The sequence below is a fragment of the Streptomyces sp. NBC_01537 genome (genome assembly GCF_045040445.1).
Lineage (GTDB): Bacteria > Actinomycetota > Actinomycetes > Streptomycetales > Streptomycetaceae > Actinacidiphila.
Window position 1 is genome coordinate 7,386,855 of the sequence record NZ_CP109392.1, and the last position, 24,818, is coordinate 7,411,672.

Below are 24,818 nucleotides of genomic sequence, written 5' to 3' on the forward strand. Positions count from 1 at the left end.
GGTCAGTGCCGGACAGTCACTACGAGCTTGCCGAATTGATCATTGGACTCCATGCGGCGGTGGGCCTGGGTGACCTGCTCCAGGCCGTCGTAGACGTGGTCGATCACGGGCTTGAAGGAGCCGGAGCGCAGGCCGGCGTTGACGAAGTGGACGGTACGGCGGCGGACCTTGGCGTCGGCCATGAGGGCCATGTTGGCGTAGGTGTGGATGGTCTGAGGCCAGTTGCGGGGGAGGAGGGCGCGGTCGGGATTGAGCCAGCCGTAGACGGTGATGGATCCGCCCGGGACGAGGGCTGCGGCGACCTCCTCCAGTTCCGGGCCGCCGACGGAGTCGAAGGCGAGGTCGGCGCCGTGGCCGTCGGTGACGGCCTGGACCCGCTTGACGAGGTCGCCTTCGTCGAGGGCGATGACGTGGGCGGCGCCCGCGTCGAGGAGCCGTTGCCGCTTGGCGGCGGTGCGCGTGGTGACGACGGGGATCGCGCCGAGGTGGTTGGCCACCTGGATGGCGGCCAGGCTGACGGCGCTGGAGCCGGCGGTGATGAGCACGGTGTCGCCGGGGCGCATCCCGGCGGTCTCGACGAGGGCTCCGTAGGCCGTTGAGTAGGTCAGCCAGACCGAGGTGCCGGTCACCGCGTCGATGCCGTCGGCGCGGTGGACAAGGTCGGCGGCGGACAGGACGGCGTGCTCACCGTGGACGCCGTACGCGGACAGCTCCGGCACCCGGAAGGTGCTGACCGGGTCGCCGGGGGCGAAGTCCCGCACGCCTTCGCCGACCGATTCGACGACCCCGGCGGCCTCGTAGCCGTTGCGGGAGACGGGAAGGGTCGGCTGGTAGTAGTAGGTGCCTGCGCGGAAGAGGACCTCGGCGCGGTTGAGGCCGAACGCGTCGACGCGGATGCGGACTTCGCCCGGGCCGGGCTCGCCGAGGTCGAGCTCGCCGATCCTGAGGACTTCCGGGCCGCCGATTTCGTCGAAGAGCACCATCTTGGACATGGTTGTGGACATGCGTGAACTCCCGTAAGTATCGACAAGTGCCCTTGGGGCACGTCTTGTTACGGGGTCCATCCTCCGAGACCATGACGTCCGGCGTAAGGAGGCACTTTCATGTCCCAGGGGAACATCGCTGTACCTGACATACCGGACCCGTTCATCCACGAGGTCGCCTGCCCGATCCGCGACATCCTCGACCGTGTCGGGAACAAGTGGAGCGTGCAGATCATCCTGGCCGTCATCCAACAGCCCATCCGCTTCACGGAGTTGGAACGCGGAATACCAGGCATCAGCCGCCGCATGCTGACCCTCACGCTGCGCAATCTGGAGCGCGACGGCCTGCTGGTCCGTACCGTCTTCCCGACCGTCCCGCCCAAGGTCGAGTACACGGCCACCGGTATCGCGCGCGAGCTGTACGAGCCGCTGGAGGCGATGGCCGCCTGGGCCCGCCGCCACCGCGACACGATCGACACGGCCCGGGTGGCGTACGACGAACGGGCCGCCCGGGACTGAACTCCCGGGCGGCCCCGCCACAGTGGCGGCCCGCAGCCTCAGTTCACGAAGACCGAGGGGCTGCCGTCCTGGGTGGTGTCGGTGACCGGGGCGTACTTGGCGGTGAAGTAGCCGGCGCTGAAGCAGAGCGAGGAGCCGGAGAACTTGGTGAACGGCTGGCTGGTGAAGGCGATGCTGTTGTCGGTGTTGCTGGCGGTGCCGGAGAGGCTGCTGGCCTGGTAGACGCAGGTGATGGTGCCCAGCAGGGTGCTCAGGACGACCGTGGTCTGGATGGGGGCGGCCGAGCTGGCGGGGGTCACGGTGACGACGCCGTCGGAGGTCACGGTGGTGACGTAGGGCAGGTTGTTGACGGTGATGCTGTTGACGCCGAGCGTGCCGAGCACGTTGCTGGTGCAGCCGGAGAAGGTGTGGCCGGTCACGGACTCCGTGGCGGTCCCGGAGGAGGCCGGGTTGTCGGTGACGGTGGCGGTGAACTGCGAGGTGGAGCAGCTGACGCCGCTGGTGCCGGTGGCGCTGGAGTAGAGGGTCGCGGCGGTGCCGCTGGAGAGGGGTGCGGTGAGCACGTCGCCCACGGCGGCGGCGGTGCCCGCGGCGCTGCCGGTGGTCAGGACGTTGGTGTCCTGGGCGGCGGCGGAGGCGGGGAGGGCGGGCAGGAGGGACAGCGCGGCCACGGTGGTGGCAAGGGCGAGAGCGGTGCGGTTGCGCATGCGGGTAAACCTCTTCCGGAGGCGGGGGTGAGCTTGGGGGAGTTGCGCCGCCGGTCTGTGGCGCCTTCTCCGTACGCGACGGACCGGCGGCGGGCGATTCCGGGCAGGGCGCCGCGCACCTACGTGCTGAGCGGCACGAGGGGGGAATGGGGCGCGGGTGGGGGTGTTGCGGGGGGTGGCCCTGCCCGGAAAATCATCATGTGCACGTGCTCCTCAGAACGCGAAGGTGCCGGGAGGATGGCGTGCAGTAGGTGCATGAAGTGCGAGATGCGAAGTGCGGTGGTGCGGATCGGTTTTCAGGTCCGGCGCCACGGACCCTCGTAGAAAACCTGTGAAGGTTGTAAACCTGTCAGGTATTCAGCGTCAAGGACTCGGAAGGAAGTTCGACATGAGTATCTTGCTTCCCGGTACCCGGACCGGCCGTGAACCGGAGCGCTCCATCAGGCGCGGACCGCGTCGCCTGCCGGCCGAGGTGGTGGCCGCGACGCAACGCGACCGGCTGCTCGACGGGATCGTCCGTACGGTCGCGCACAACGGGTATGCCAGGGCCCGGATCAGCGATATCTGCCAGGCCGCGGGGGTCACCCGGCCGGTCTTCTACGAGCAGTTCGAGGGCAAGGAAGACGCCTTTCTCGCAGCTCACCGGCATGGCACCTCCCTGGTCGTGGCTTCGATGGAGGCGGCCTTCGCGGCGGCCCCGGACTGGCCGTCGGGCATCAGTAGCGCGCTCGGCACGCTGCTGGGGATCCTGGCGGAGGCACCCGCCTTCGCCACGATGGCGGTGGTCGAGATCGACGCGGTGGGCGCGGCCGGGCGGGCGGAGCGAGAGGCGCTGCTGGAACGGTTCCGGCCATTCTTCACGCCGGAGGTCCCTTCGCTGGTTCCGCACACCGAACTGGTGGATGTGGTAGTGGGCGGGGTCTACGCGAGCATCTACCGGCGGATCGACGCAGGCCGGGTCGCCGAGCTGCCCGAACTGCTGCCCACGCTGAGCTATTTCGTCATGGCGCCGTTCCTCGGCCCGGACGGCCCGGGCGGAGCCGCCGCACGGGCGTCGGAGCCGGTGCGGGCGGTGATCGCCTCCTCGCCCCCGTGCCTGACCGGATTCGCTGGTCCGGCCCGTGATCGCCATGAAACCGATGCACCGTCAACACTGGTTTCTCACAAGCCACTTGACCCGACCACTACCCCGGAGTAGCTTCGCCACCGGCTACAGCGACGTGCCACGGGAAAGCCCTTGCCTCCGCCGGGAAGTCATGGGTCAAGCGCGCGCCGCTCGACCGCTGTCCGCGCCAGGACAACGTGCCAGAGAACCAATGCGAAATTCTTGTTCCGCGTTCGTCACGTTTCCTTGGAGCTGTCATGAGCACGCCCGAAAGCATGCCCGAAGAATTCACCACGCCATCCAGACGCGGGCGGGTACGCCTGCGCCGGGCCGCCGTCCTGGCCGTACCCGCCGGCCTGCTCGGCGCGACCATGATGGTCCTCACCGCGCAGGGCGTGCTCGCCGCCCAGCTCTCCATCTCCGGCATGCCGTTCACGGTCACCGCGGACAAGCTGGAAGGCGAGGGCTTCCAGCAGTTCGGCAAACTGGACAGCATGATCGACAACAGCCCGAACGCGGGCAACACCGGCGGTCAGGTGCTGGTTGTGGTCTCCGCGATCAAGAAGGCCAAGCTCACCAACCTGTGCCAGAGCGTCGACCTCGGCGGCACCAACCTGCTGATCAGGGCGGGCCGCGGGAGCACCAAGGTGGAAGCCACCACGCTCGCCACCGACTCCACCCTCGTTCAGGGTGACGCGTCGTTCGGGAACATCGAGATCGGCAACGACGCCAGCACCCTCACCAAGGGCGGCGTCGGGGGCGCGCCGGGCGTCTTCGGTCAGCAGGCGGACACGGTCGTCATCAACAACCTGCGGCAGACCAACTACGCCACCACGGCGGCGACCTTCACGCTGCCCGGCCTCACCCTCAGCTTCAGCGACAATGGCTGCTGATCAACCCAGCCGCTTCGCCGCTTGGCGCGGAGGCCGTCCCTTCTGGGGCGGCCTCCTGGTCACCCTCGGCGGCGGTGAGATCATCCTGACCGAGTGGGCCCCGCTCGGCATCGTCCTGCACCTGGGCCTGATGGGCCTGGCCGGCTACCTGCTGCCCGCGCTCATCTTCGTCTGCGGCGTGCTGATCATCTACAACCCCACCCAGCGGCTGTTCTACGGTGTCGTGAGCTGCCTGCTCACCCTCGGCACCTGGATCACGTCCAACCTCGGCGGCTTCGTCGTCGGGATGCTGCTCGGCATCGTCGGCAGTGCCCTCACCGTCGGCTGGATGCCCGAGCAGGAGCCCCGGCGCAAGCTCTTCCGCCGTCGCAACCAGCCGCCCGGTCCCGATTTCGACGCGGCCATCGAAGGGACTATCCGAAGGTCCTGACCGTCCCGCCCGACTCCAGTACGCCCGTCAGCTCCGCCCGGGCGCCCTGCTCGGCGGGGGCCGCCATCGTGCTGCCGTCGGTGGTCGCCCGTACGCCGCCGGTGGCCTGGATCTGGGCCACGTCGGGGCTGCCGGCGGCGAGCAGGTACCAGTGCCCGGCCGCCGACTTCCACAGCACGCCGGCCAGCACCCTGGGCACGTAGACCCCGCACGCCCCGGTGCCGGAGCCGCTGCTCCCCACCGCCGTCGCCGGGCTGGTAGGCGACGCGGCAGGCGGCATGAACAGAGCCAGGGCCCGGCCCTCGCCCCGCCAGGTCTCGGACCGCGTGCACACCCAGTCCGCGGTGCCGTTGGACTCGGGCAACCGCTGGCTCGCGTACTCCCAGTTGTTGACCTGCCGTACGCCCTGCCCGCCCATCGTGCCCAGGTGGCAGGCCGTACGCGCCCAACTCGCCAGCGCCCTGGGGCCGGTGGCCTCGCCGGGAGCGCTCGAACCGGACGGCTGATAGGTGAGGTGGACCGGCAGCAGATCGCCGAGGTCGGTGAACAGGAACGGCTGCCGTTTCCCGAGCCGCGCCGACGCCTGGAGCTGCAGCGCCGGCCACGAACCGCCGCACACCCCGTCGGTGTTGTCGGCCCCCGGCATCCGCAGCGGCCCGGTCACCCCGTCCGCCGCCCGCGTCAGCGGCTGCGCGCCCCCGGCGGGGCCCAGCAGATTGCGGGCCCGCGCCCCGCTCACCCAAGGGGCGGTCAGGAAACGCGTGTTGCCGTCGGTGCGGCCGACCACCACGGCCGCCGTCGTCAGGCCCGCGCCGTCCACCCGCGCGAAGTCCAGGGCGGCCGTGCCCTCGCCGCCGCGGGGCTCCGCATACCGGACGACCCGCATCCCGTCGTACATCAGCACCACGGCCGCCTGGTCCACCTCGCCCGCGTACAGCAGCTGCGGCTGCTGCGCCGGCAGGCTCTTCGACGTGCCCTTCGTCGCCGACACCGTCACCCGCGAGCCCGGATCCGCCCACACGGCGAGTGCCCGCCGCAGCAGGGCGGTGTCCTTCGTACGGCTGCCGCGCGCCGGCCAGGCCGTGAAGTCCAGCCGCGAGGCGTCCGTCCAGGCGGAGGCCTTGACGCGTACGAGCTTCGCGGGGTCCAGGAAGCTCCCCGACCCCGCGTACGACGACCCCGGCGACCCGCCCGCCGCGTACGGCTCCGGCGAACCGCCGCCGAGCGTCCCGATCAGCGCCGCGGTGATCGCCAGCGCCCCGGCCGCGATCAGCCCGGCCTTCACATGCTGGCGCCTGCGCAGCAGATCGTCCGGCCGCGCCTGAACGGTGCACGGGTCGAACTCGCCCGCATGGATGAGCCCTTGCGGCACCGCCTCCGCCGCCTGCACCGCCCCGCGCGGATCCTCCACCGCCAGCGCCACGAGCAGCCCCCGCACCCCCCGGCCGTCCAGGCCCTCCAGCTCCCGCAGCAGGTAGGCGGCCCGCGCCGCCGCCCCCAGCCCCGCCAGCGCCCGGTCCACCCCCGCCTCGTCCGCCCCGCCCGCCTTCGGGTGCAGCCGCAGCCCCCACACATACGGCGGCAGCACCATCGCCCGCCACTTCTTCGCCCTGCCCCCGCCGAACTCCAGTACCCCGCGCAGCACTTCCTCGCGCACCAGCTCGTACGCCCCCTCCGCCGCCCGCCGCGAGCGCGGCAGCGCGGCCTGCACGAGGGCGTGCGCGGTGACCACCCGTCGGTGCCGGCCCAGCGACACGGGCAGCGTCAGATACGCCAGCCGCACCAGGCGGCGGTAGTTCTCGACGAGGGCGGCCTCGGCCTCTTCGACCTCGACCTCAACGGGCGCGCCGTGCGGCGGGCGGGTGGCTGTCGCCTGCTTGGAGTCCACGTTCAGGGAAACGAGTGAATCCTGTGATGGTCACTCGGGCACCCTGTCCGCGCTGACAGGATTGAGCCCATGGGGAACCCTGTGGAAGCAGAAGCGGAGACGGACGAGCTGCGGCTGTATGTGGACGCCGGGGCCGATATCGGCCCCGAGAAGCTGGACCGCCTGGTGAGCAGCCTCTACAAGGACATGCGGGAGCTCGGCCTGTTCACCGTACGGCGCGCCCCGGCCCGGCCGCCGGAGGGGGCGATGGCCGGGGCGGCCTACGAGGTGGGGCAGCTGGTGCTCACCGGGACCTTCTCGGCGGCCGGGCTCGGTGCGGCCGCCAAGGTGCTGGCTGCGTACATCGACCGGGTCAAGGCCCGCTCGGTGGAATGGAAGTTCGGCGAGACCGAGGGGAAGTTCACCGGCCTGTCGCACCGCGAACAGCGGCTGCTCGTCGAGGCCTTCGCCGCACGGGTCGCCGACGAGAACCGGGAGGGTGGCGATGGCGGGACGCCGGATCGCGCTGCTGGTCGCGACTGACGGTTACGCCGACCCCGGCCTGCACCAGCTCCGCACCCCGGCACGCGGCGCGGCCCAGCTCGCGCGACTGCTCAAGGACCCGGCCGTCGGCCGCTTCGACGAGGTCGCCGAGCTGACCAACCGCCCCAAGCCGGAGATCGAGGAGGCGGCCGAGGACGCCCTCGCCGACCGCTCGCCCGACGACCTCGTGCTCCTGTATCTCTCCTGCCACGGCATCCGCAACGAGTCCGACCGGCTCTTCTTCGCGGCGGTCGGCACCCAGCTCGCCCGCCCGCACACCACCGCGATCCACGCCTCCTTCCTCCACACCCTGCTCGACGAGTGCGAGGCCCGGACCAAGATCGTGCTCCTCGACTGCTGCTACAGCGGGCTGTTCCACCGTGGCGCCGCACCCATGGCCGCCGCCCCCGTCGACCTGGACGAGGCGCTGGTCGGCCGGGGCACGTTCATCATCACCGCCTCGACGGCCCTGGAGTACGCGTACGACGGTGACCGTCTCACCATCGACAACGGCCGTTCCGAGTCCGGCTCCCGTTTCACCGCCGCCGTCATCGAAGGACTCAGCACCGGCCTCGCCGACGTCGACCGCGACGGCGTCATCACCCCCGACAACCTCTACGAGTACGTTCACGGAGTCGTCACCGGACAGGGCGGCCCGGACCAGACCCCCGTCAAGTCCGGCCAGTGCGAGGGCAGTACGCCGCTGGCCTACGCGCCCCGCCCCGACGCGGCCGGCGGACCGCTGAGCCCCTTCGGGCGCTTCGGCCGCCAGACCGAGGCCGACGACCTCACCCTCGGCTCGCTGCTCCCGCCGCCCGTGCACACTCCCGAGCGCGGCTTCATCTGCGACGCCTGGGAAGGCACCTCCCGGTTCGTCATCCCGGTCGGCCGGGCCGAAGCCGGCTCCGGCGGCGACCTCTTGCACGCGGACCTCTCCGGCCGGGACGGCAACGTGGCGGTCATCGGACGCCTGGGCAGCGGCAAGACGACCGTCGTGCGCACCCTCGTCACCGCGCTGGCCCTGACCCACACCCCGTTCGAAGCCGAGTTCCACCTCTTGGAGGGGGCCGTCAACCGGCTCGGGGTGCTGCGCGACATGCCGCACGTCCGGTCGGTCGCCGCCCCGCACGAACAGGACGCCGTGGCAGGCACCCTCTCGGCCGTATGGCGGGCCGTCTCGGACCGCCGCGACCTCTTCCGCAAGCACCACATCGACTCGATCGACGAATTCCGTCAGCTGCGCGCGAGCGGCGGCCTGCGGGGCGAAGGCGCCAGCGACGTCTTCCTGGTGATCGACGGCTGGCTGGACTTCCAGTGGGAGCGGGCCGGATTCGCCGACGAGATCCACCGCCTGGCCAACACCGGCCTCAACTACGGCGTCCACCTCATCGTCTCCGCCCGGCGCTGGACCGACCTCGGCCCCGGGCTGCCCGGCTTGCTCGGCACCCGCATCGAGCTGGCCCTCGACGACCCCGCCGAGTCCCAGATCGATCCCACCCTGGCCGCCACGGTCAGCCCCGGCTGGGGCCTGTCGCGGCGCAAGCGGTTCCGCGCGGCCGTGCCCCGGATCGAGGAGGCGTCCGACCCGGTCGCGGCCAAGCAGTCGCTGGCCACTCTGGCCACCCGGATGCGGGAGCTGTGGACGGGGTCCGGACAGGGCGGCGGGCGGACGACCACGCCGCTGCTCTCCCCGGTCGGCATCGGTCAACTGCTGCCCGGCATGGACTGGAGCGCCCGGTCGCGGCAGGACCGCCTACGGGTCCCGATCGGCGTCGGGGGCGACGGCGAGCCGGTGTTCCTGGACCTCAAGGAGGCTGCGCTCGGCGGAATGGGCCCGCACGGCCTGCTTGTCGGGGCCACCGGCTCGGGCAAGTCCGAACTGCTGCGGACGCTGGTGCTGGGACTGGCTCTCACGCACTCGTCCGAGGACGTCAACTTCCTCCTCGTGGACTTCAAGGGCACCGCCATCTTCGGAGAGGACCTGCAACGGCTGCCCCACGTCTCCGCTGTCCTCAACTCCATCTCGTCGGACCCGGTACTCGCCGCGCGGCTGCTGACCTCCCTCACCGGGGAGCTGAAGCGGCGGCAGGAAGTGCTGCGGGGCGCGGGTAAATTCGTGAGCGTGCACGCGTACGAGCAGGCACGCGCCGAGGGTGCCGCCCTGGAGCCCCTCCCCTCGCTGGTGCTCGTCATCGACGAGTTCAACGAACTGCTCACCGCTGTACCCGAGTTGGTCAACCTGCTCGCCCACATCGGCCGGGTCGGCCGTTCGCTGGGAGTGCATCTGCTGCTGGCGGCGCAGCGTCTGGAAGAAGCCACGCTGCGGGGTCTCGACAGCTTCCTGTCCTACCGGATCGGCCTGCGGACCTTCACCGCGAGCGAGTCCCGGGCCGTGCTCGGAGTCCCGGACGCCTACCAACTGCCCTCCGTACCCGGCTCCGGCTACCTGCGGACCGGCAGCGACACGCTGATTCGCTTCCGAGCCGCGTACTCCTCGGCCACGGCCACCGGTTCGGACGAGCCCGGGATCAGCGCCCTGGCCGCCGCCCTCGAAGGGCAGGGCCCGCGTGCCCGGCAGGTCGTGCTGCCGCCGCTCGGCTCGCCGCCGTCACTGGACCAGCTGATGGGCTCGCTGTCCGTCCACCCGGAGCGCGGACTGACGGTGCGGGGCGCGGACGCGCCGTACTTCGGCCGGATGGTGGTCCCGCTGGGCATTGTCGACAAGCCCTTCGAAGCCCGCCGCGTCCCGCTCCTCCTGGACTTCTCCATGCCCTCCCGGGGCAGTCACCTGCTGGTCGTCGGGGCCAACGGGTCGGGCAGGACCCGGCTGCTGCGCACCCTGATCACCTCCTTCGCGCTCACCCACACCCCTGACGAGGTCCGGTTCTACTGCGTGGACCGCTCGGCCGGTCCGCTGGAACCGCTGGCGGGACTTCCCCATGTCGCGGCGGTGGTGCGGCGCACCGACCCGGAGATGGTGGGCCGCACCGTCGCCGAGGTCACCCGCCTCCTCGCGGCGCGGATGTCGGGAGACGCCGAACCGAGGCCGGACGTCTTCCTGGTCGTCAACGGCTGGGGCGCCTTCCGGCGGGAGTACGAGGAGCTTGATCAGGAAGTCATGGAGATCGCCGCGCGCGGTCCCGGCCATGGCGTGCACGTCGTCATCTCCGCGAGCCGTTACTCCGAGTTGCGCCCGTCGCATCTCGACCTGTTCACCGACCCGCTGGAGCTGCGGCTTTCGGATCCGGCGGACTCCAGGATCGACCCCAGGGCCGCCCGGACCGTTCCCACCGATGTGATCGGCCGGGGGCTGACCCCGGACAAGCACGACTTCCTGACCGCTGTGCCCAGGATCGACGGCTCCTCGGCCTCCGAGGGCCGGCACGAGGCTACCGCCGAACTCGTCGCGTCGGTCAGGGAAGCCTGGCCGGGTGCCCCGGCCCCGGCAGTGCGCTCGGTGCCGCGACTGCTGCCGGCCGACGAACTGCCGCTCCTGGAGGCCGGAATCGCCATCGGGCTGGACGAGGCGAGCCTTTCGCCTGTTCACGTCGATCTGGACGAGCAACGGCTCTTCGTCGTCCTCGGCGAGCCAGGGTCGGGCAAGACCTCCCTGCTGCGGCTGATCGCCGACCGGCTCTTCCGGCAGTATTCGCCGTTCGGGCTGCGCATCCTGGTCGGCGACTACCGCCGTACGCTTTTCGGGCAGGTGCCCGGTGAACGTACGGAGTACGGGTCATCCGCCGTGCAGCTCGCCGATCAGATCGCGGAGATCGCGGACGAACTGGCCAAACGCAGGCCGCCGCAGGACGTGACGCCCGACCAGCTACGGAACCGGACCTGGTGGAAAGGCCCGGAAATCCTGGTCGTCGTCGACGACTACGACCTGGTCGCGACATCGAGCGGCAATCCGCTCTCCCCGCTGGTCGACTTGCTGCCGGTCGCCCGTGACATCGGGCTGCGAGTGATCATCTCCCGGAGCACGCAAGGCGCCGGCCGGGCCCTGTACGAGCCCTTCCTGAACAGGATGGGCGAACTCGGCGCCCACGGCGTCGTGCTGTCCGGCGACCCGTCCGAGGGCCACCTCATCGGCCGGGTCAGGCCGTCTATCCAGCCCCCCGGCCGGGGCGCACTCGTCACCCGCCAACGGCCCACCGGGCAGCGCGTGCAGCTCGGCTACCTACCACCCTTGTAGACGGGCCCTGGCTCAGCCGGCCGGCTGGAAGGCCGTGACGCGGACGCCGGTGTCGCAGATGCGGACGGGCGCGGCGAAGGCCGGGGCCAGGCGGCGGGCCTCGCCCGGGGGGACGAGGTCGAGGGCGGTGAAGGCGGCGCACTCGGTCTCGGAGATGAAGGTGAGGCGGGCGGCGGCGGAGTCGCCGGGGGAGAGGGTGTACTGCCGGGCGGCGGTGGCGGAGCCGGCCCAGTCGACGGGGAGTTCGGTGTGGCCGTCCTTGCCGACGAAGAGCAGCGAGGGGTAGCCGCGTACGGAGCAGTCGTGGTCGGACCCGTTGGTGAGGGTGACCGTGGCCTTGCCCTGGCCGGTGCTCCTGGCCCTGGCGGTGAGGTCGGCCGTGCGGCAGTGGTCGGCCGCCGGGGTGGGCAGGGCGTCGGCGCCGAGCAGGACATCGCCGGCGGTGGGCTGGGACGAGGACGAGGTACCGGCGCCGGTGCTCGTGCCCGCGCCGGTGCTCGTGCCGGTTCCGGGGCCGGTGCCGGGGCTCTTGGCGGTGCCGCCCTCGGTGTCCGCGCTCGCGCTTTTGGCGGCTGTCGCCGTCCCGGACGCGGACGAGGACGAGCTGTCACTGCATCCGGCCGCGCCGACGAGGCTGAGGGCGATGGCCAGGGCCGCGAAGGCGGGCGTGTGAGCTGGCTGGCGCATGGCTCCTGCCGATCGAATTAAATTTGTCCGAAATTGAACGCAATTACGGTAAGTGTACGGTGAATTGAAGCGTCTGGTGTCCTTAGAGTAAAGATAGTGCATAGTGTTGTGGCGTAATCGGGGGCAGGGGGAGAGGTGCGGGGTGCGTCCTAACGAGCAACCGAGCGGCAAGCGCTTGCGTCGCAGACGTTTCCTGGGGGCCGGAGCCGGGGCTGTGGCGCTCGGCGCCACAGGTGTGGCGGCGACGCAGGTGCTGCCCGGCAGCGCTTCGGCGTCCGTGGCAGGGGCGACGGCCACCGCGGGGGCGGGCGACAAGGTGAGCGGCACGGTGTTCAAGCTCGGGGTGGCCTCCGGCGACCCGCTGCCGAACGCGGTCGTGGTGTGGACCCGGCTGGTGCCCTCCGTGCAGGGCAGCGCGGGCATTTTCCCGCCGAGCGTGCCCGTGACCTGGGAAGTCGCCTCGGACAGCGGCTTCGTCACCATCGTGAAGAGCGGTACGACCACGGCCACGGCCGACCTCGGCTACAGCGTCCATGTCGACGTGACCGGCCTCAGCCCGGCCACGTACTACTGGTACCGGTTCAAGGCGCAGGGCAGTACTTCCCGGACGGGCAGGACGCGTACCGCGCCGAAGGCCGGCAGTTCTCCGGAGAGTCTGCGCATCGCGCTCGCCTCCTGCCAGAACTGGCAGCACGGATACTTCACCGTCTACCAGGACATGCTGGCGCAGAAGCCGGATCTGGTGGTTTTCATCGGCGACTTCATTTACGAGAGCACCGCCTATTCCTACCGCGTACGCCGCCACGAGGGCTCCGGCGAGCCGAAAACGCTCACCCAGTACCGGGCACGCTACGAGCAGTACGGCACCGATCCCGACCTGCAGGCGATGCGCGCGGCGGCACCCTTCGTCGTCACCTTCGACGACCACGAGGTGGAGGACGACTGGGCCGGCGACTACGCCAAGGACCCGGTCGCCGAGCCCACCGAGACGTTCCTGAGGCGCCGGGCCGCGGCCTTCCAGGCGTACTACGAGCACATGCCGATCCGGCTCGCGCAGAAGCCCAGTGGCGCCGACATCCTGATCTACCGATCCTTCGACTTCGGCGGGCTGGCCCGGCTGCACATCCTGGACACCCGGCAGTACCGTGACGACCAGCCGGCCACCGACGCCGAGGCCGTCCAGGCGGGTCGGGTCATCATGGGAGACACGCAGCGCCAGTGGCTGCTCGACAGCATGGGCAGCTCCACGGCCAAGTGGAACCTCGTCGCCTCGCAGGTGATGATGGCCGAGACCGACTCCCTCGCGGGCGAGGGCAAGGACTGGTCGTACGACTCCTGGGACGGCTACCAGGCCGAACGCGCCGAGCTGCTGGCCGAGTTCCAGAACTTCCGCAACCCCGTGGTGTTCTCCGGAGACCGGCACCGCACCATCGTGAGCGACCTCAAACTGGACTTCGACGACGCGGATTCGGCCGTGGTCGGGGCGGAGTTCCTCGCCACGTCCGTCTCCACCTTCGGTGACGAGGACCTGGTGGCCTTCGCCGCCGAGTGGGCGCCCAAGCTGGCGGACAACCCGCACTGGAAGATCATCGACGCCCGCCGCGGCTATCTGCTCCTGGACATCACGAACGACACGGTCGACGCGCAGCTGCGGACCATCTCGACGGTGGTCAGGCGGGACGGTACGACGGGCACGGCCGCCACGTTCCGGGTGACGGACGGTGTGCCCGGCGTTGTCCGGACCGACACCGAGACGGCGTCGGCGTCCCCGTCGGCGTCAGCGTCGGCATCCGCGTCGGAATCGGCGTCGGAATCCGCCGAACCCACCGACTCCGCGTCCTCCTGACCCCTCTCACCTCACCCACCCGCATCCCCCGGAGGGAAACCGTGTCCAGCAACAGGCGCCGCAAGCCGCGCCGTCGCCAGGCCGCAGTGGCGCTCGGCGCGGCCGCGGCGCTCGTGGCGGGCGTGCTCCTGATGATGCCCGCCGACGCGGACACGTCGTCCGGGCCCGCCCGGGGCGACTTCGACGCCGACGGCACGTCGGACCTGGTGTACCGCAACGCCGCCGGGCAGCTCTACATCCACACCGGCTCCGCCGAGACCATGGTCGTCGACACGGACGTCTCCAAGGTGAAGGACGTCCTGACCCCCGGCGACCTCAACGGGGACGGCAAGCAGGACGTGCTCACCCTCACCCCCACCGGGGCGCTGCGCTTCCACACCGGGCTCTACGCGAGCGTGCCGGGCGGCATGGGCTCGTACAGCACGGTCGAAACCGGCTGGCAGATCTACAACAAGCTCATAGCCCCCGGCGACATGAACGGCGACAGCAAGCCCGACCTGCTGGCCCGCACCCCCGCCGGGAGCCTGTACTTCTACCCGGGCTCGGGCGACGGCTCCTTCGGCACCAAGGTCCTGGCCGGCACCGGCTGGCAGGCCTACGACGAGGTGATCGGCGCGGGCGACCTGAACGGCGACGGCGTCGGCGATGTGCTGGCCCGTACACCCGCCGGTGCCCTGTACCGGTTCGCGGGCGTGAGCGGCGGCAAGCTGGCCGCGCGGGTGCTGGTCGGCGCGAGCGGCTGGCAGCAGTTCAACCAGATAATCGGCGGCGGGGACTGGGACGGCAACGGCAGGACCGATCTGCTGGTCCGGGACTTCTCCGGCGCCCTGTGGTTCTACGCGGGCAAGGGCAACGGCACCTTCGCCGCCCGGGTGGCCCGCAGCACCGGCTGGCAGACGGCCACCCAGTTCGCGGGGGCGGGCAACAACCCGCAGTACGGCAAGTACGGGATCATGGCCCGTACGACGGCGGGTTCGCTCTACCGCTACCAGTCCGGCGGCACCGGCACCGGGGCCCTGATCAACAAGAAGCTGATCGGCGAATCGGCCTGGCCCTCCTCGACCACCCGCCTCGCCTATGTCTCCGCCCTGAGCCAGAACGGCCTCGCGGACCTGGTCGTGCACACCAAGAGCACCGGCAAGCTGACCAATCCCGCGCTGTACGCCACCGCCGACCCGCTGTTGGCCGCCGGTTCGACCTCCTACAACCTGGTCCTCGGCCCGGGCGACCTGACCGGTGACGGCAACGGCGACCTGCTGGCCCGCAGCAGCTCCGGGACGCTCTACCTCTACCCGGGCACGGGCACCGGCATGGCCGTCGGCTCCCGCGTCACGCTCAGCGCCGGCTGGCAGCAGTACAACGCCGTCGTCGGCGCGGGCGACTTCACCGGTGACGGCCGGACCGACATCGTCGCCCGCACCACCGCCGGCGTGCTGTACCTCTACAAGGGCACCGGCAGCGCCTCGGCTCCCTTCTCCGCCCGCGTCAAGCTCGGCAGCGGCTGGCAGCAGTACAACAAGCTCTTCTCACCCGGCGACGCCAACGGCGACGGCAAGGCGGACCTGATGGCCACCACCTCCGCCGGCGCCCTGTACTTCTACGCGGGCACCGGCACGGGCACCTTCAAGGCCAGGGTCAGGACCGCCGCCAGCGGCTGGACCGGCTGGGCGGACCTCCTCTAGGGCCTGTCTTGTGGCTGCGGTCCATGTGCCGCTGGCGCGGCGTGGCCGTGGCGTCGCGTGCCCTGGCACCAGCGCTCGCCGCGTTGTCGTCGGTCGACAACGCTCCGCGTTGCCTCCCTCCTCCGCCTTGCGATCGCAGGCGCCAGACCCCGCTCCTTCACCCACGGAGATCCACAAGACAGGCCCTAGGCCACGGACGGGCTGAACTCGTAGGACACCGCGCCCGGCTCGCGCCGCCGGACCAACTGGTCGCGCAGGATGCGCTTGGCCACCGAGCCCCGGCGTTCGGCGGCGGTGCGGCGGTAGCGCAGCAGCAGGGCGGCGTCCGGGCGCGGGGCGCCGGTGAGTTCGTAGCCGTGGTGGCGCAGGCCGCCCGCGAGGACGGTTTCGCACAGGGAGATCTCCCAGGGGTCGAGGCGGTCGCGCCAGGTGCCCGCGCGGGTGGTGTTGACGGCCTCATGGGTTCCGGTGTGCCAGGTCTTGCGGCCGGGGACGGCGATACCGGCCGCCCGGTCCGGGTGGAGCATGGCGGGGTGGAACTCCTCGCCGAGGAAGTCGCACAGGGCGGTCAGCTCCTGCTCCGGGCGGGTGATCAGGTCCTCGTAGCGCAGCTCGTGGTAGGAGCCGGCGGGCATCGTCCGCGCGTACTTGCGGCCCAGGTCGATCGCCCGGGACCAGGTGGCGGCGGCGTGGTGGGAGTCCTCGTGGTACCAGGGCATGGACTTCAGCGAGGCCACGCAGTCCCGGCCGTCCCGGACCAGATGGACGAACTGGGCGGTCGGGAACAGCCGCCGCAGGGGCTCCATGTGCATGACGTACGCCGGGCGCTTGTCGCCCCAGCGGGGCTTGCCGAAGCGGCCCGCGTACGCCTGGAGTACGGTGCCCAGCGCCGAGCCCAGGGTCGGCGGGGCGTCGACGATCAGCTTGTTCACCTCACGCGGGTCGAGGCCCAGCTCGTGGAAGCGGGTGGCCTTCGGGCCGGTGATGGCCTTGGCGAGGCGGCTGCGGTTCGCGGGGTCGGTCAGGTCGCCGAACTCCAGCCGGCGCTCGTAGATGTCGAGCATGAACCGGGTCTCCGGCGGGATCGCGATCCTCGGGTGGCTGTGCAGCATCAGCTGCAGCAGGGTCGTGCCCGACCTCGGGCATCCCACAACGAAGATCGGCCGTTCGGCCGCTGTGCCTGTCGTCATGCCGTCATTGATATCCGGCGGTTGTGGGGGGAGCGTGAGAGCTTTCTTGGGCCCGAATGAGGAATCGCTCTGACGTTCTACGACGTAACGCGCCGAGGGGCGCCCGTCGTGATGACGGACGCCCCTCGGCGGATGCGTTACGGAAGGCGGATCAGACCAGGTCGGCCTTCTCCAGCGCCTCGCAGCAGGTGGCGACGATCAGGCGGGCCACGACGTAGGGGTCGACGTTCGCGTTGGGACGCCGGTCCTCGATGTAGCCCTTCTTCTCGACCTCGACCTGCCACGGGATACGGACCGAGGCGCCGCGGTGCGAGACACCGTAGCTGTACTCGTTCCACGGGGCGGTCTCGTGGGCGCCGGTGAGGCGCTGCTCGACACCGGTGCCGTACTGGGTGATGTGCTCCATCGGCTTGTCGCCGCGGCCGAGGGACTCGGCGGCCTCGATGATCGCCGCGTAGTCCTCGCGCATCTTCTTGGTGGAGAAGTTGGTGTGCGCGCCCGCACCGTTCCAGTCGCCCTTGGCCGGCTTGGCGTCCAGGGTCGCGGAGATGCCGAAGTCCTCGGCGGTGCGGTAGAGCAGCCAGCGGGCGACCCACAGGTGGTCGGCGACCTCCAGCGGGGACAGCGGGCCGACCTGGAACTCCCACTGGCCGGGCATGACCTCGGCGTTGATGCCGGAGATGCCGAGACCGGCCTTGAGGCAGTTGTCGAGGTGCTTCTCGACGGCCGGGCGGCCGAAGATCTCGTCGGCGCCGACGCCGCAGTAGTAGCCGCCCTGCGGGGCCGGGTAGCCGCCCACGGGGAAGCCGAGGGGGCGGGAGCCCTCGAAGAAGGTGTACTCCTGCTCGATGCCGAACCAGGACTCCTGGGCCGCGTACTTCTCGGCGACCGGGCGGAGCAGGGCGCGGGTGTTGGACTCGTGCGGGGTGTCGTCGATGTTGAAGACCTCGCACAGCACGAGGATGTCGTCGCCGCCGCGGATCGGGTCCGGGAAGGTCGCGACCGGCTTCAGTACGCGGTCCGACGCGTGGCCCTCGGCCTGGTTGGTGCTGGAACCGTCGAAGCCCCAGATCCCGGGCTCGGCCCCGTCCGCGAGGATCTTGGTCTTCGAGCGCAGCTTGGCGGTCGGCTCGGTGCCGTCGATCCAGATGTACTCAGCCTTGAAGGTCACGGGCCTCATCCTTTTACAAACGCGGGCTTTGCGGGCGCAATGGTGTATGCCGCTGCATGCTCACAACCTGCGATTTCTCAACCATTGCCCACGTGTTAACCCAATGTGAACGACTCTACGAATCCGGCCGGTGGGGCCGCTGAGTAAGGTGATGCCATGCCGCACATAACCGTGGACTACTCCGAGTCGCTCACCGAGGCCTTCGACCGCCGGGGATTCGCCCTCGCGCTGCACCCCCTCGCCGCGAAGATCATCAGCACCACGCCCGGGGCCTGCAAGACGTACTTCCGTCGCATGGAGGAGATCGTCGTCGCAGGTGGCGAGCCCGAGCACGCCGTGATCCGCATCGAGGCCGCCATCCTCTCCGGCCGCACCCCCGAGACCAAGACCGAACTCAGCGAGGCCGTCATGGACCTCGTACGGCAGTATCTGGCGGCCACCCCGCAGCTCTCCGTCCAGACCTCGGTGAACGTCCTGGACCTGGACCGCACGTGGTACCGCTCGGACACCGTCGACCGCACCGAGGGAACGGTCTGACAGCCATGCGTTTCGGACTCCTCGGCACCGGCCCCTGGGCCGCCACCGCGCACGGCCCCGCCCTCGTCGCCCACCCGGACGCCGATCTCGTCGGCGTCTGGGGCCGCCGCCCCGAGGCCGCGGCCTCCCTCGCCGAGACCCTCGGCACGCGGGCGTACGCCGACGCCGACGAGCTCTTCGCGGACGTGGACGCCGTGGCCATTGCCCTGCCCCCGCACATCCAGGCACCCCTGGCCGTGCGCGCTGCCCGGGCCGGCTGCCACCTGCTCCTGGACAAGCCCGTCGCCACGACGGTGGAGGCGGCCCGCGAGGTCGCCGAGGCGGCCGAGCGGGCCGGTGTCGCCTCCGTGGTCTTCTTCACGCTCCGCTTCGCCGCCGAGTCCGCCGCGTGGGTCGAGGACCAGGCGGCTGTGGAGGGCTGGTTCACCGCCCGCGCCGACTGGCTCGGCTCGGTCTTCTCCTCCGGCGACAGCCCCTTCGCCGACTCCCCGTGGCGCCGCGACAAGGGCGCCCTCTGGGACGTCGGCCCCCACGCCCTCTCCGTCCTCCTCCCCATCCTCGGCGACGTCACCGACCTCACCGCCGCCCCCGGCCCCGGTGACACCGTCCACCTCGTCCTCCGCCACGCCGGCGGCGCCTCCAGCACCGCCGCCCTCAGCCTCACCACCCCGGCCCCCGGCTCCGGCGTCACCGTCGAACTCCGCGGCACGGCGGGAGTATCCACCCTCCCCGACCGCACGGAGGGCGTCATCGCCGCCTTCCGCAACGCCGTCGACGCCCTCGCCGAGGCCGCCCGCACCGGCAAGGCCCACCCCTGCGACGCCCGCTTCGGACTCCGCGTCACCGAACTGCTCGCCTCCGCGGAATCCGCCTAGTGCGGTGACCGGAATGGTTCGCCGGGTCCGTGCGGTGGCCGGTTCCGTCCTCAATCGCCGGACGGGCTGAATTCAGCCCGTCCGGCGATTGAGGACAAAGCGCAGCCGACGGGCTGCGCAACACGGCGAACGTTCGCGGTCACCGCATCTGGCGATCCGGGGCTCGGGTGCCTATCGTCGTGGTATGGCTGCGGATTGGTGGTCGATCGAGGTCCTCAACGCCAGGACCCCGGCCGCCGAGTGGCGTGACGCGTATGCGCCCGCACTCGTCGAATCGGCCGTGACGAACCGGTCGTTGGCGTGGGAATGGCACACCTTCACCTGGGGTGTGGTCTTCGAGCTGCGCTTCTTCGACGAAGAGGACTGGCTGTCCTGGCGTGCCCTCCCCGGCACTCGTGCCGCGCTCGACGCGGTGCCCGATCCGGTCTCCGGGCTGCTTGTCCACCGCGGCCGGGGCGGCGCGTCCGGCGCGTACGTTCCGCGCCGCCCGCGCCGCTCCCCGGGATCGGCTGCTCAGGCCATCGACCAGGCCGCGATGACATAGATCAGGGCCGTCAGCCAGATGATGACGGCCGTACCCGCCACTGCCAGTGCTGCCGCGATGCGCCGCTCATTCGTCATCTCGTCCATGCGGCCACCCTGCCGGGGGCGGGGCGGGGTCCGCATGAGTGCGGGTACTCAGATTGCTCTCAGATTGCTCGGATTGCTCGGATTGCTCAGACGCCGGACGGGCTGGACTGCGTCAGGGGGTGCTGCTGCTGGACCGGGCGGTCCTGCGGCCGCGTGGTCGAGGCGGCGGCCGCCGGGCGGGGGATGGCGCGGATGCCGGAGATGAGCTTCGTCCTGAGGTCGGACTGGACGCCCAGGTAGGTGTACCTGTGCTGGGTGGCCGTGCCCCAGGTCAGGCGGACGTAGGAGAGGACCTGGTTGCCGTTGGTGTCGTGGTACTTGACGGCCCAGGCGGCCGGCACGTTCTGGGCACGCAGGACGCCGTCGGCCTTGTTGTCGTTCTCCCACTTCCTGAGCTTGTCCCGGAGGTCCTTGGTCAGGTAGGCGGCGCGCAGCGCGTTGGCGAGCGGGCCGCGGCCGGAGTCGCGGCCGGAGTCGCGGCCGGAGGCGTGGCCGGAGTCGTGGAGGGCGTCGATGTAGGCGCCGTAGAACTGGGCGACGCGGTTGACGGCCGAGGTCGGGCTGCCGGCGTGGACGATGGTGGTCACGGGGGCGGGGGGAGCCGGCGGGGCCGGGGCGGCGGAGGAGGCGGCGGGAGAGGCGAGGACTCCGGCGAGGACGGTGGCGGTGGCGGTGAGGGTGAGGATGCCGCGGCGGAGCCGACTCGTGTGCGTGGTCATGGCGATCGGTAGCCTTTCGCGTGCCCGGAAAGTGACGATTCATCCTCTACGCGGCGATACGCCAAGCCGGGTCGTACACGCGGTGGCCCGCGGATAAATCATACGAAAGGCCGCCACATCAGTGGCGGCCTTTCGTATCGGGTCGTATCGGGGTCAGGTCAGCCGGTTGGCTGGCGGCTGCTCGCGCGCATCAGAGTCCCCGCGGCCAGGAGGCCGAGGAGGCAGGTGACGCCGCCGATGATGATGTTGTTGACGATCGCACCGGTGGTGGGGCTGTTGCCGACCAGCCACGGGGCGATGATCAGCCAGACACCGATGGCGGCCAGCGCCAGGCTCAGGCCGTACATCCTGGTGGGTCCCATGGCCAGCCCGTACCCCAGCACCGCGACGGCGATGCCGAAGATGAGGTTGTTCTGTGCCAGCTGGGGCTGGGAGTCCGAGAAGTGCACCGTCCAGGGGGAGATGGCGCAGTAGAGGCCGGCGAGAAGCACCGGCCCGTCGAAGAGCACCACATCCCGCCCGCTCAGCATGCGGGCGTAGCGGTCGCGCATCTCCGGCACATCGGGGTGGCCGGAGATATCACCTGGGCGGTGAGAGACGTCGGCCATACGACTCGCCTCCTTCTTCGCTTCCTTGCAAGTCTGACCGAGCTGGTTCACCACCATTGTGCTCTTATCTTTCCTTTATGGGTATATGTCAAGCTCTGTTACTTCTGGGGCTGACGGGACGGAAGTGCCTGGTCAGAAGTGGCTGGCCGCCCAGGCCGCCAGCTCCGTCTGCGCCGCGGCCCGAACCGCCGCGGTCGGGGTGCTGGAGGGGTAGGCCACCAGGGCGTAGTGCAGGGTGCCCGTGTTGGCGGGAGCGGTGAACAGCAGTCGCCGGCTGCCAGTGCCGCCCGGCTCGGCGGCGACGCCGATGGCGGTGCTCGTGGTGTACGCGGACGGGCCGGTCACCGTGCCGAGGTCGGAGACGACCGTGGTGGCGGCGGTGGTGAAGGAGGACGGCAGGTGCAGCTCGGTGGGGGCGGAGATGCCGGTGGAGCGCCAGACCAGGAGGCCGTACTGGCCGGTGCCGACCAGGGTGGAGACATTGGGGAGGGAACTGGGGACCGGGTTCCAGGTCAGGGTGGTGGAGCCGTCGCGGGAGCGGTCCTCGTAGGTGAAGGCGAGGGTGTGGCCGGCGGTGGCGGAGGGGTAGAGCCGGTCGAGCAGCCGGGTGTCCTGGCGCAGGACGGCGGTGCCGGAGTCATTGAGGTAGACGGCCGACAGGTCCTCGTCGTTCCAGGCGTCGTTCTCGGTCAGGACCTTGTCGGGGTTGTCGTTCATGAGCTCGTTGTGGCGGTCGTTGTAGATGTCCCACTGCCACTGGGTTCCGGACAGCACCGCGCCGGATCCGGACGGGCTGGTCCACCAGTCCGCGCCCTTCACCCGGGAGTCCATCGCCATGTACATCGCCTTGAGGACGGTCGGGGCCTTGCCGGCGGTCGAGCCGTTGAGCGGGTGCCCGAACTCGCTCACGATCGCCGCTGTGCCGGCGGCGGTCGCCCGGTCGCGTACGGTGCCGAAATCGCCTGCGTACTGACCGTCCGAGGCGTTGCCCCACATGCAGATCCCGCAGATCGCGGCCTGGTCGTAGAAGTGGGTGTTGAAGACGTAGCGCGGGGCGAGGGTGCCGGCGTCCAGCAGGCCGCCCTCCTGCTTCTGGGAGGAGAGGTTGGCGTTCCAGAAGAGGTTGGGCTCGACGAAGGCGGGCTTGGCGGTCCAGCCGGCGGCGTCCATGCGGGCGCGGAACTTGTTGTAGAAGGGCCACAACCGGTTCTGCTCCCAGGTGCGGCTGGTCTCGCCGGAGTCGAGGGTGCCCCAGTGCGGCTCGTTGTACGGGTCGAAGCCCGCGACCGAGGTGAACTCGGAGGCGGTGAGGTGCTGGGCGATGTACGTCATCGTGGTCTGGGCGGTGGCCAGGAAGTTGTCCTGGATGCCGCCTGTGTTGTGCCAGAAGTCGTAGGTGGCCTCGGTGACGGCCGCGTTCTGGGTGATGTTCTGACCCCAGAGGATGCAGATCCCGCAGTACTCGGACGGGTAGTCGCCCGCGTCCACCACCCACTTCGGGGCGCCGTCGCCGGTGTACCAACTGCCCGAGTTGAAGAGGTACTTGGAGAAGAGGTCCTGGTGGAAGTCGGGGTAGACGCGGATCCCGGCGTCGAGGAAGACCTTCATCTGGGCGGTGGCGGCGGCGAGATACGTGGTGTCGACGGTGCCGCGCACGGGCTCGGCGTAGGCCCACGAGAGCAGGAACCGCACGGCGTTGCCGCCGCCGAGGGCGCGTACGGCGTTGGCGGACTTCTGGGCGTCGGCGACGGAGGCGAAGGGGAGGCCGTCGTTCTCGGCGAGCTTGGTCTCGCCGGAGACGTTGTAGCCGCGCAGGACGGTCTCGCGGCCGTATCCGTCGGTGAAGCCGGCGGCGGATGCGGTGAGTGCGGTGTTGTCGAACCAGAGGGATCCGGTGGGATCGGCGGAGGCCGTCCCGGTGCCGCCGCCGAAGGCGAGGGCCGTGAAGAGTGAGAGGACAGTTCCCAGCCGTAACAGGCGTCTCGTCATGCCCATTACAGTCCTGTGATTTGGGGTTACCGTCAATAACACCGGCGGTAACGCCATCGCAACGGCGGCCGATGCGGAGGCTCCCGAGCCCTTGCGCAAGACTGTGCGGAGCCAGCCGCACGGCGTAATCCCCTACACTGCGTAGGGTCTCCCCGCCGCACTCCGCAGAGATGGGTCCCATGAGCGCGATCAGTGTCAGCCAAGCTGCGATTCTCGGAGTCGTGGAGGGGGTGACCGAGTTCCTGCCCGTGTCCTCGACCGGCCACCTCAAGATCACTGAAGGGCTGATGGACATCCCGGTGGACGACAAGGCCGTGGTCGCCTTCACCGCGGTCATCCAGGTCGGTGCCATCGCGGCGGTGCTCGTGTACTTCTTCAAGGACATCGTGCGGATCGTCACGGCCTGGACCCGCGGCCTGTTCAACCGCGAGGAGCGCTACCACCACGACTACAAGTTCGGCTGGTGGGTCATCTGCGCCACCATCCCCATCGTGGTCGTCGGCCTCGCCGCCAAGCCCCTCATCGAGGGGACGCTCGCCTCTCTGTGGGTCGTCGCCGGCTCGCTCATCGTCGGTTCCGGCGTGATGTGGTGCGCCGACCAGATGGGCCGCCACAAGCGCGGCGAGGACGACACCACCTTCAAGGACGCCATGCTCGTCGGCTCCTCCCAGATCCTCGCCCTCCTCTTCCCCGGCTTCTCCCGCTCCGGCGCCACCATGTCCACCGGCCTCATCCTCGACCTGGACCGCGTCGCCGCCACCCGCCTGTCCTTCTTCCTCGGCATCCCCGCGCTGACCGGCGCCGGCCTCTACGAGCTCAAGGACGCGGTCGGCGCGGGTGTGGACACGGCCCCGCTCGTCGTCGGCACGCTCGTCTCCTTCGTCGTCGCGTACGCCTCGATCGCCTGGCTGCTGAAGTTCGTGGCCAACCACTCCTTCAACGCGTTCGTGATCTACCGCATCATCATCGGCTGCCTGCTGTTCGGCCTGCTCGGCGCGGGCGTCCTCAACGCGTAGCGGCCGAGCGGGGCGGAGCCCACTGCGGGTCGCGGCCCGACAGGGCCAGCGCGCGCTCGAAGGCCGACGCCGAGGCGGGGGCCGCGAGGGCCACCGGCTCGGCGAAGCCCTCGTACTGCCGGTAGATCTCGGCGTGTTCGTCCACGACCTTCAGGATCAGCTCGCCGAGGCCGGGGGAGCAGCGGAACTCCTGGCCGGTGGCCGTGGCCACGTCCCAGCCGTGGACGGCGGTCTCCTTGATGACGAGGGAGGCGATCTCGGGCGCGGGCATGGCGGCGAAGCCGAGGTCGACCTCGCCCTCCCAGACCGCGGGGTCCGCCCAGGCGGCTACGGCGCGCTCCAACTGGGCGGCGTAGGCGCCGGCCCAGTCGGGCTCGGCGGTGAAGTCGCGCTCGGTCAGCTCCTCCGGGAGTTGCTTGCGCAGGGCGCGGTGCTCAAGGCCGTGAGAGGTGTAGAGGACCCAGTGGTTGACCAGGGTGCGGGTGTCCCACGTGCCGCAGGGCGTGGGCCCGCAGAGCTGCCCGGGAGTGACGCCACGGGCGATGCGGGCGGCTTCGGCGGCGGCTTCGGTCATGTGCGCGTGCAGGCTGTTCTCCATGGATGCGACGCTAGACGCGTGGTCGGAGGCC

At 70.6% G+C, this 24,818-nt stretch carries 22 protein-coding genes; 12 read left to right on the forward strand and 10 right to left on the reverse strand.

Translation table 11 applies throughout. From position 1 onward, the window contains the following. Window positions 1–2: 2 nt before the first annotated feature. Window positions 3–1,004 carry a zinc-dependent alcohol dehydrogenase family protein gene (locus tag OG607_RS33975; protein WP_405731568.1) on the reverse strand — a complete coding sequence of 334 codons (1,002 nt, stop codon included), beginning with the start codon at window positions 1,002–1,004 and terminating at the stop codon, window positions 3–5. Between the two features lie 99 nt (window positions 1,005–1,103). Here OG607_RS33975 and OG607_RS33980 point away from each other — a divergent pair, with 99 nt between their 5' ends. After that, window positions 1,104–1,502 carry a winged helix-turn-helix transcriptional regulator gene (locus OG607_RS33980; RefSeq protein WP_405731571.1) on the forward strand — a complete coding sequence of 133 codons (399 nt, stop codon included), beginning with the start codon at window positions 1,104–1,106 and terminating at the stop codon, window positions 1,500–1,502. A 38-nt stretch (window positions 1,503–1,540) separates the two neighbouring features. Here OG607_RS33980 and OG607_RS33985 read toward each other — a convergent pair whose 3' ends face one another. Then, window positions 1,541–2,209 (reverse strand): Tat pathway signal sequence domain protein, encoded by a 669-nt coding sequence (locus OG607_RS33985; RefSeq protein WP_405731574.1) that lies wholly within the window; start codon window positions 2,207–2,209, stop codon window positions 1,541–1,543. A 388-nt stretch (window positions 2,210–2,597) separates the two neighbouring features. Here OG607_RS33985 and OG607_RS33990 point away from each other — a divergent pair, with 388 nt between their 5' ends. From OG607_RS33990 to OG607_RS34000, 3 genes are all read left to right on the forward strand, one after another. Beyond that, window positions 2,598–3,407: a TetR/AcrR family transcriptional regulator gene (locus OG607_RS33990; RefSeq protein WP_405731577.1), complete on the forward strand. Its 810-nt coding sequence runs from the start codon at window positions 2,598–2,600 to the stop codon at window positions 3,405–3,407. A gap of 164 nt (window positions 3,408–3,571) precedes the next feature. Next, window positions 3,572–4,207 (forward strand): DUF6230 family protein, encoded by a 636-nt coding sequence (locus tag OG607_RS33995; RefSeq protein WP_405731579.1) that lies wholly within the window; start codon window positions 3,572–3,574, stop codon window positions 4,205–4,207. Further along, entirely contained in the window at window positions 4,197–4,637 is a 441-nt protein-coding gene (locus OG607_RS34000) for a DUF6114 domain-containing protein (RefSeq protein ID WP_405731582.1), read from the forward strand. Before OG607_RS33995 ends, OG607_RS34000 begins: the two co-directional genes overlap by 11 nt. Here OG607_RS34000 and OG607_RS34005 read toward each other — a convergent pair. After that, window positions 4,621–6,525, reverse strand: a complete 1,905-nt coding sequence (locus tag OG607_RS34005) for a hypothetical protein (RefSeq protein ID WP_405731585.1) — start codon at window positions 6,523–6,525, stop codon at window positions 4,621–4,623. The genes OG607_RS34000 and OG607_RS34005 overlap by 17 nt on opposite strands. 69 nt (window positions 6,526–6,594) lie before the next feature. Here OG607_RS34005 and OG607_RS34010 point away from each other — a divergent pair, with 69 nt between their 5' ends. Together OG607_RS34010 and eccCb are read left to right on the forward strand one after the other, a co-directional pair. After that, window positions 6,595–7,047 (forward strand): hypothetical protein, encoded by a 453-nt coding sequence (locus OG607_RS34010; RefSeq protein WP_405731588.1) that lies wholly within the window; start codon window positions 6,595–6,597, stop codon window positions 7,045–7,047. Then, window positions 7,010–11,239, forward strand: a complete 4,230-nt coding sequence (gene eccCb / locus OG607_RS34015) for a type VII secretion protein EccCb (protein WP_405731591.1) — start codon at window positions 7,010–7,012, stop codon at window positions 11,237–11,239. The genes OG607_RS34010 and eccCb overlap by 38 nt, the downstream gene beginning before the upstream one ends. A 12-nt stretch (window positions 11,240–11,251) precedes the next feature. On the opposite strand, the gene OG607_RS34020 is transcribed toward eccCb, so the two are convergent. Next, on the reverse strand, window positions 11,252–11,926 hold the full coding sequence (locus OG607_RS34020; RefSeq protein WP_405731594.1) for a DUF4232 domain-containing protein: 675 nt from the start codon (window positions 11,924–11,926) through the stop codon (window positions 11,252–11,254). 214 nt (window positions 11,927–12,140) lie between these two features. On the opposite strand from OG607_RS34020, the gene OG607_RS34025 reads away from it, so the two are divergent. After that, a complete protein-coding gene (locus OG607_RS34025) occupies window positions 12,141–13,772 on the forward strand; it encodes an alkaline phosphatase D family protein (protein ID WP_405731597.1) in 1,632 nt (543 codons plus the stop codon). A gap of 41 nt (window positions 13,773–13,813) precedes the next feature. Continuing rightward, window positions 13,814–15,454, forward strand: coding sequence for an FG-GAP repeat domain-containing protein (locus tag OG607_RS34030; RefSeq protein WP_405731600.1), 1,641 nt, complete (start codon window positions 13,814–13,816; stop codon window positions 15,452–15,454). Window positions 15,455–15,639: 185 nt separating this feature from the next. Here the strand turns inward: OG607_RS34030 and OG607_RS34035 are convergent, their stop codons facing one another. Both OG607_RS34035 and glnII read right to left on the reverse strand, forming a co-directional pair. Then, the gene (locus OG607_RS34035) at window positions 15,640–16,644 is read right to left on the reverse strand and encodes a sulfotransferase family protein (RefSeq protein WP_405731602.1); all 1,005 of its coding nucleotides are present in this window, start codon (window positions 16,642–16,644) and stop codon (window positions 15,640–15,642) included. Between the two features lie 151 nt (window positions 16,645–16,795). Further along, the gene (gene glnII / locus OG607_RS34040; RefSeq protein WP_405731605.1) at window positions 16,796–17,824 is read right to left on the reverse strand and encodes a glutamine synthetase; all 1,029 of its coding nucleotides are present in this window, start codon (window positions 17,822–17,824) and stop codon (window positions 16,796–16,798) included. A gap of 147 nt (window positions 17,825–17,971) precedes the next feature. Between glnII and OG607_RS34045 the strand changes: the two genes are divergently transcribed. The 3 genes from OG607_RS34045 (at window position 17,972) to OG607_RS34055 (ending at window position 19,771) form a co-directional block, all read left to right on the forward strand. Beyond that, complete coding sequence (locus tag OG607_RS34045) at window positions 17,972–18,352, forward strand: 5-carboxymethyl-2-hydroxymuconate Delta-isomerase (RefSeq protein WP_405731608.1); 381 nt, start codon at window positions 17,972–17,974, stop codon at window positions 18,350–18,352. Between the two features lie 5 nt (window positions 18,353–18,357). Beyond that, entirely contained in the window at window positions 18,358–19,227 is an 870-nt protein-coding gene (locus OG607_RS34050) for a Gfo/Idh/MocA family protein (RefSeq protein WP_405731610.1), read from the forward strand. Window positions 19,228–19,411: 184 nt separating this feature from the next. After that, complete coding sequence (locus tag OG607_RS34055; protein ID WP_405731613.1) at window positions 19,412–19,771, forward strand: hypothetical protein; 360 nt, start codon at window positions 19,412–19,414, stop codon at window positions 19,769–19,771. A 172-nt stretch (window positions 19,772–19,943) separates the two neighbouring features. Here the strand turns inward: OG607_RS34055 and OG607_RS34060 are convergent, their stop codons facing one another. From OG607_RS34060 to OG607_RS34070, 3 genes are all read right to left on the reverse strand, one after another. Then, window positions 19,944–20,576, reverse strand: a complete 633-nt coding sequence (locus tag OG607_RS34060) for a hypothetical protein (RefSeq protein WP_405731616.1) — start codon at window positions 20,574–20,576, stop codon at window positions 19,944–19,946. A 158-nt stretch (window positions 20,577–20,734) separates the two neighbouring features. After that, window positions 20,735–21,184, reverse strand: coding sequence for an SPW repeat protein (locus OG607_RS34065; protein WP_405731619.1), 450 nt, complete (start codon window positions 21,182–21,184; stop codon window positions 20,735–20,737). 132 nt (window positions 21,185–21,316) lie between these two features. Beyond that, a complete protein-coding gene (locus tag OG607_RS34070) occupies window positions 21,317–23,173 on the reverse strand; it encodes an endoglycosylceramidase (protein ID WP_405731622.1) in 1,857 nt (618 codons plus the stop codon). Window positions 23,174–23,352: 179 nt separating this feature from the next. Here OG607_RS34070 and OG607_RS34075 point away from each other — a divergent pair, with 179 nt between their 5' ends. Next, a complete protein-coding gene (locus OG607_RS34075) occupies window positions 23,353–24,189 on the forward strand; it encodes an undecaprenyl-diphosphate phosphatase (RefSeq protein WP_405731625.1) in 837 nt (278 codons plus the stop codon). Here OG607_RS34075 and OG607_RS34080 read toward each other — a convergent pair. After that, on the reverse strand, window positions 24,179–24,787 hold the full coding sequence (locus OG607_RS34080; RefSeq protein ID WP_405731628.1) for a TIGR03086 family metal-binding protein: 609 nt from the start codon (window positions 24,785–24,787) through the stop codon (window positions 24,179–24,181). The genes OG607_RS34075 and OG607_RS34080 overlap by 11 nt on opposite strands. Window positions 24,788–24,818 lie beyond the last annotated feature (31 nt).

Coding starts and splice junctions, on each gene's coding strand:
- OG607_RS33975 (WP_405731568.1), bottom strand. CDS start 1,004: ATGTCCACAACCATGTCCAAGATGGTGCTCTTCGACGAAATCGGCGGC.
- glnII (WP_405731605.1), bottom strand. CDS start 17,824: ATGAGGCCCGTGACCTTCAAGGCTGAGTACATCTGGATCGACGGCACC.
- OG607_RS33980 (WP_405731571.1), top strand. CDS start 1,104: ATGTCCCAGGGGAACATCGCTGTACCTGACATACCGGACCCGTTCATC.
- OG607_RS34070 (WP_405731622.1), bottom strand. CDS start 23,173: ATGACGAGACGCCTGTTACGGCTGGGAACTGTCCTCTCACTCTTCACG.
- eccCb (WP_405731591.1), top strand. CDS start 7,010: ATGGCGGGACGCCGGATCGCGCTGCTGGTCGCGACTGACGGTTACGCC.
- OG607_RS34050 (WP_405731610.1), top strand. CDS start 18,358: ATGCGTTTCGGACTCCTCGGCACCGGCCCCTGGGCCGCCACCGCGCAC.
- OG607_RS33995 (WP_405731579.1), top strand. CDS start 3,572: ATGAGCACGCCCGAAAGCATGCCCGAAGAATTCACCACGCCATCCAGA.
- OG607_RS34060 (WP_405731616.1), bottom strand. CDS start 20,576: ATGACCACGCACACGAGTCGGCTCCGCCGCGGCATCCTCACCCTCACC.
- OG607_RS33990 (WP_405731577.1), top strand. CDS start 2,598: ATGAGTATCTTGCTTCCCGGTACCCGGACCGGCCGTGAACCGGAGCGC.
- OG607_RS34000 (WP_405731582.1), top strand. CDS start 4,197: ATGGCTGCTGATCAACCCAGCCGCTTCGCCGCTTGGCGCGGAGGCCGT.
- OG607_RS34035 (WP_405731602.1), bottom strand. CDS start 16,644: ATGACGACAGGCACAGCGGCCGAACGGCCGATCTTCGTTGTGGGATGC.
- OG607_RS34045 (WP_405731608.1), top strand. CDS start 17,972: ATGCCGCACATAACCGTGGACTACTCCGAGTCGCTCACCGAGGCCTTC.
- OG607_RS34080 (WP_405731628.1), bottom strand. CDS start 24,787: ATGGAGAACAGCCTGCACGCGCACATGACCGAAGCCGCCGCCGAAGCC.
- OG607_RS34065 (WP_405731619.1), bottom strand. CDS start 21,184: ATGGCCGACGTCTCTCACCGCCCAGGTGATATCTCCGGCCACCCCGAT.
- OG607_RS34020 (WP_405731594.1), bottom strand. CDS start 11,926: ATGCGCCAGCCAGCTCACACGCCCGCCTTCGCGGCCCTGGCCATCGCC.
- OG607_RS34010 (WP_405731588.1), top strand. CDS start 6,595: ATGGGGAACCCTGTGGAAGCAGAAGCGGAGACGGACGAGCTGCGGCTG.
- OG607_RS33985 (WP_405731574.1), bottom strand. CDS start 2,209: ATGCGCAACCGCACCGCTCTCGCCCTTGCCACCACCGTGGCCGCGCTG.
- OG607_RS34055 (WP_405731613.1), top strand. CDS start 19,412: ATGGCTGCGGATTGGTGGTCGATCGAGGTCCTCAACGCCAGGACCCCG.
- OG607_RS34075 (WP_405731625.1), top strand. CDS start 23,353: ATGAGCGCGATCAGTGTCAGCCAAGCTGCGATTCTCGGAGTCGTGGAG.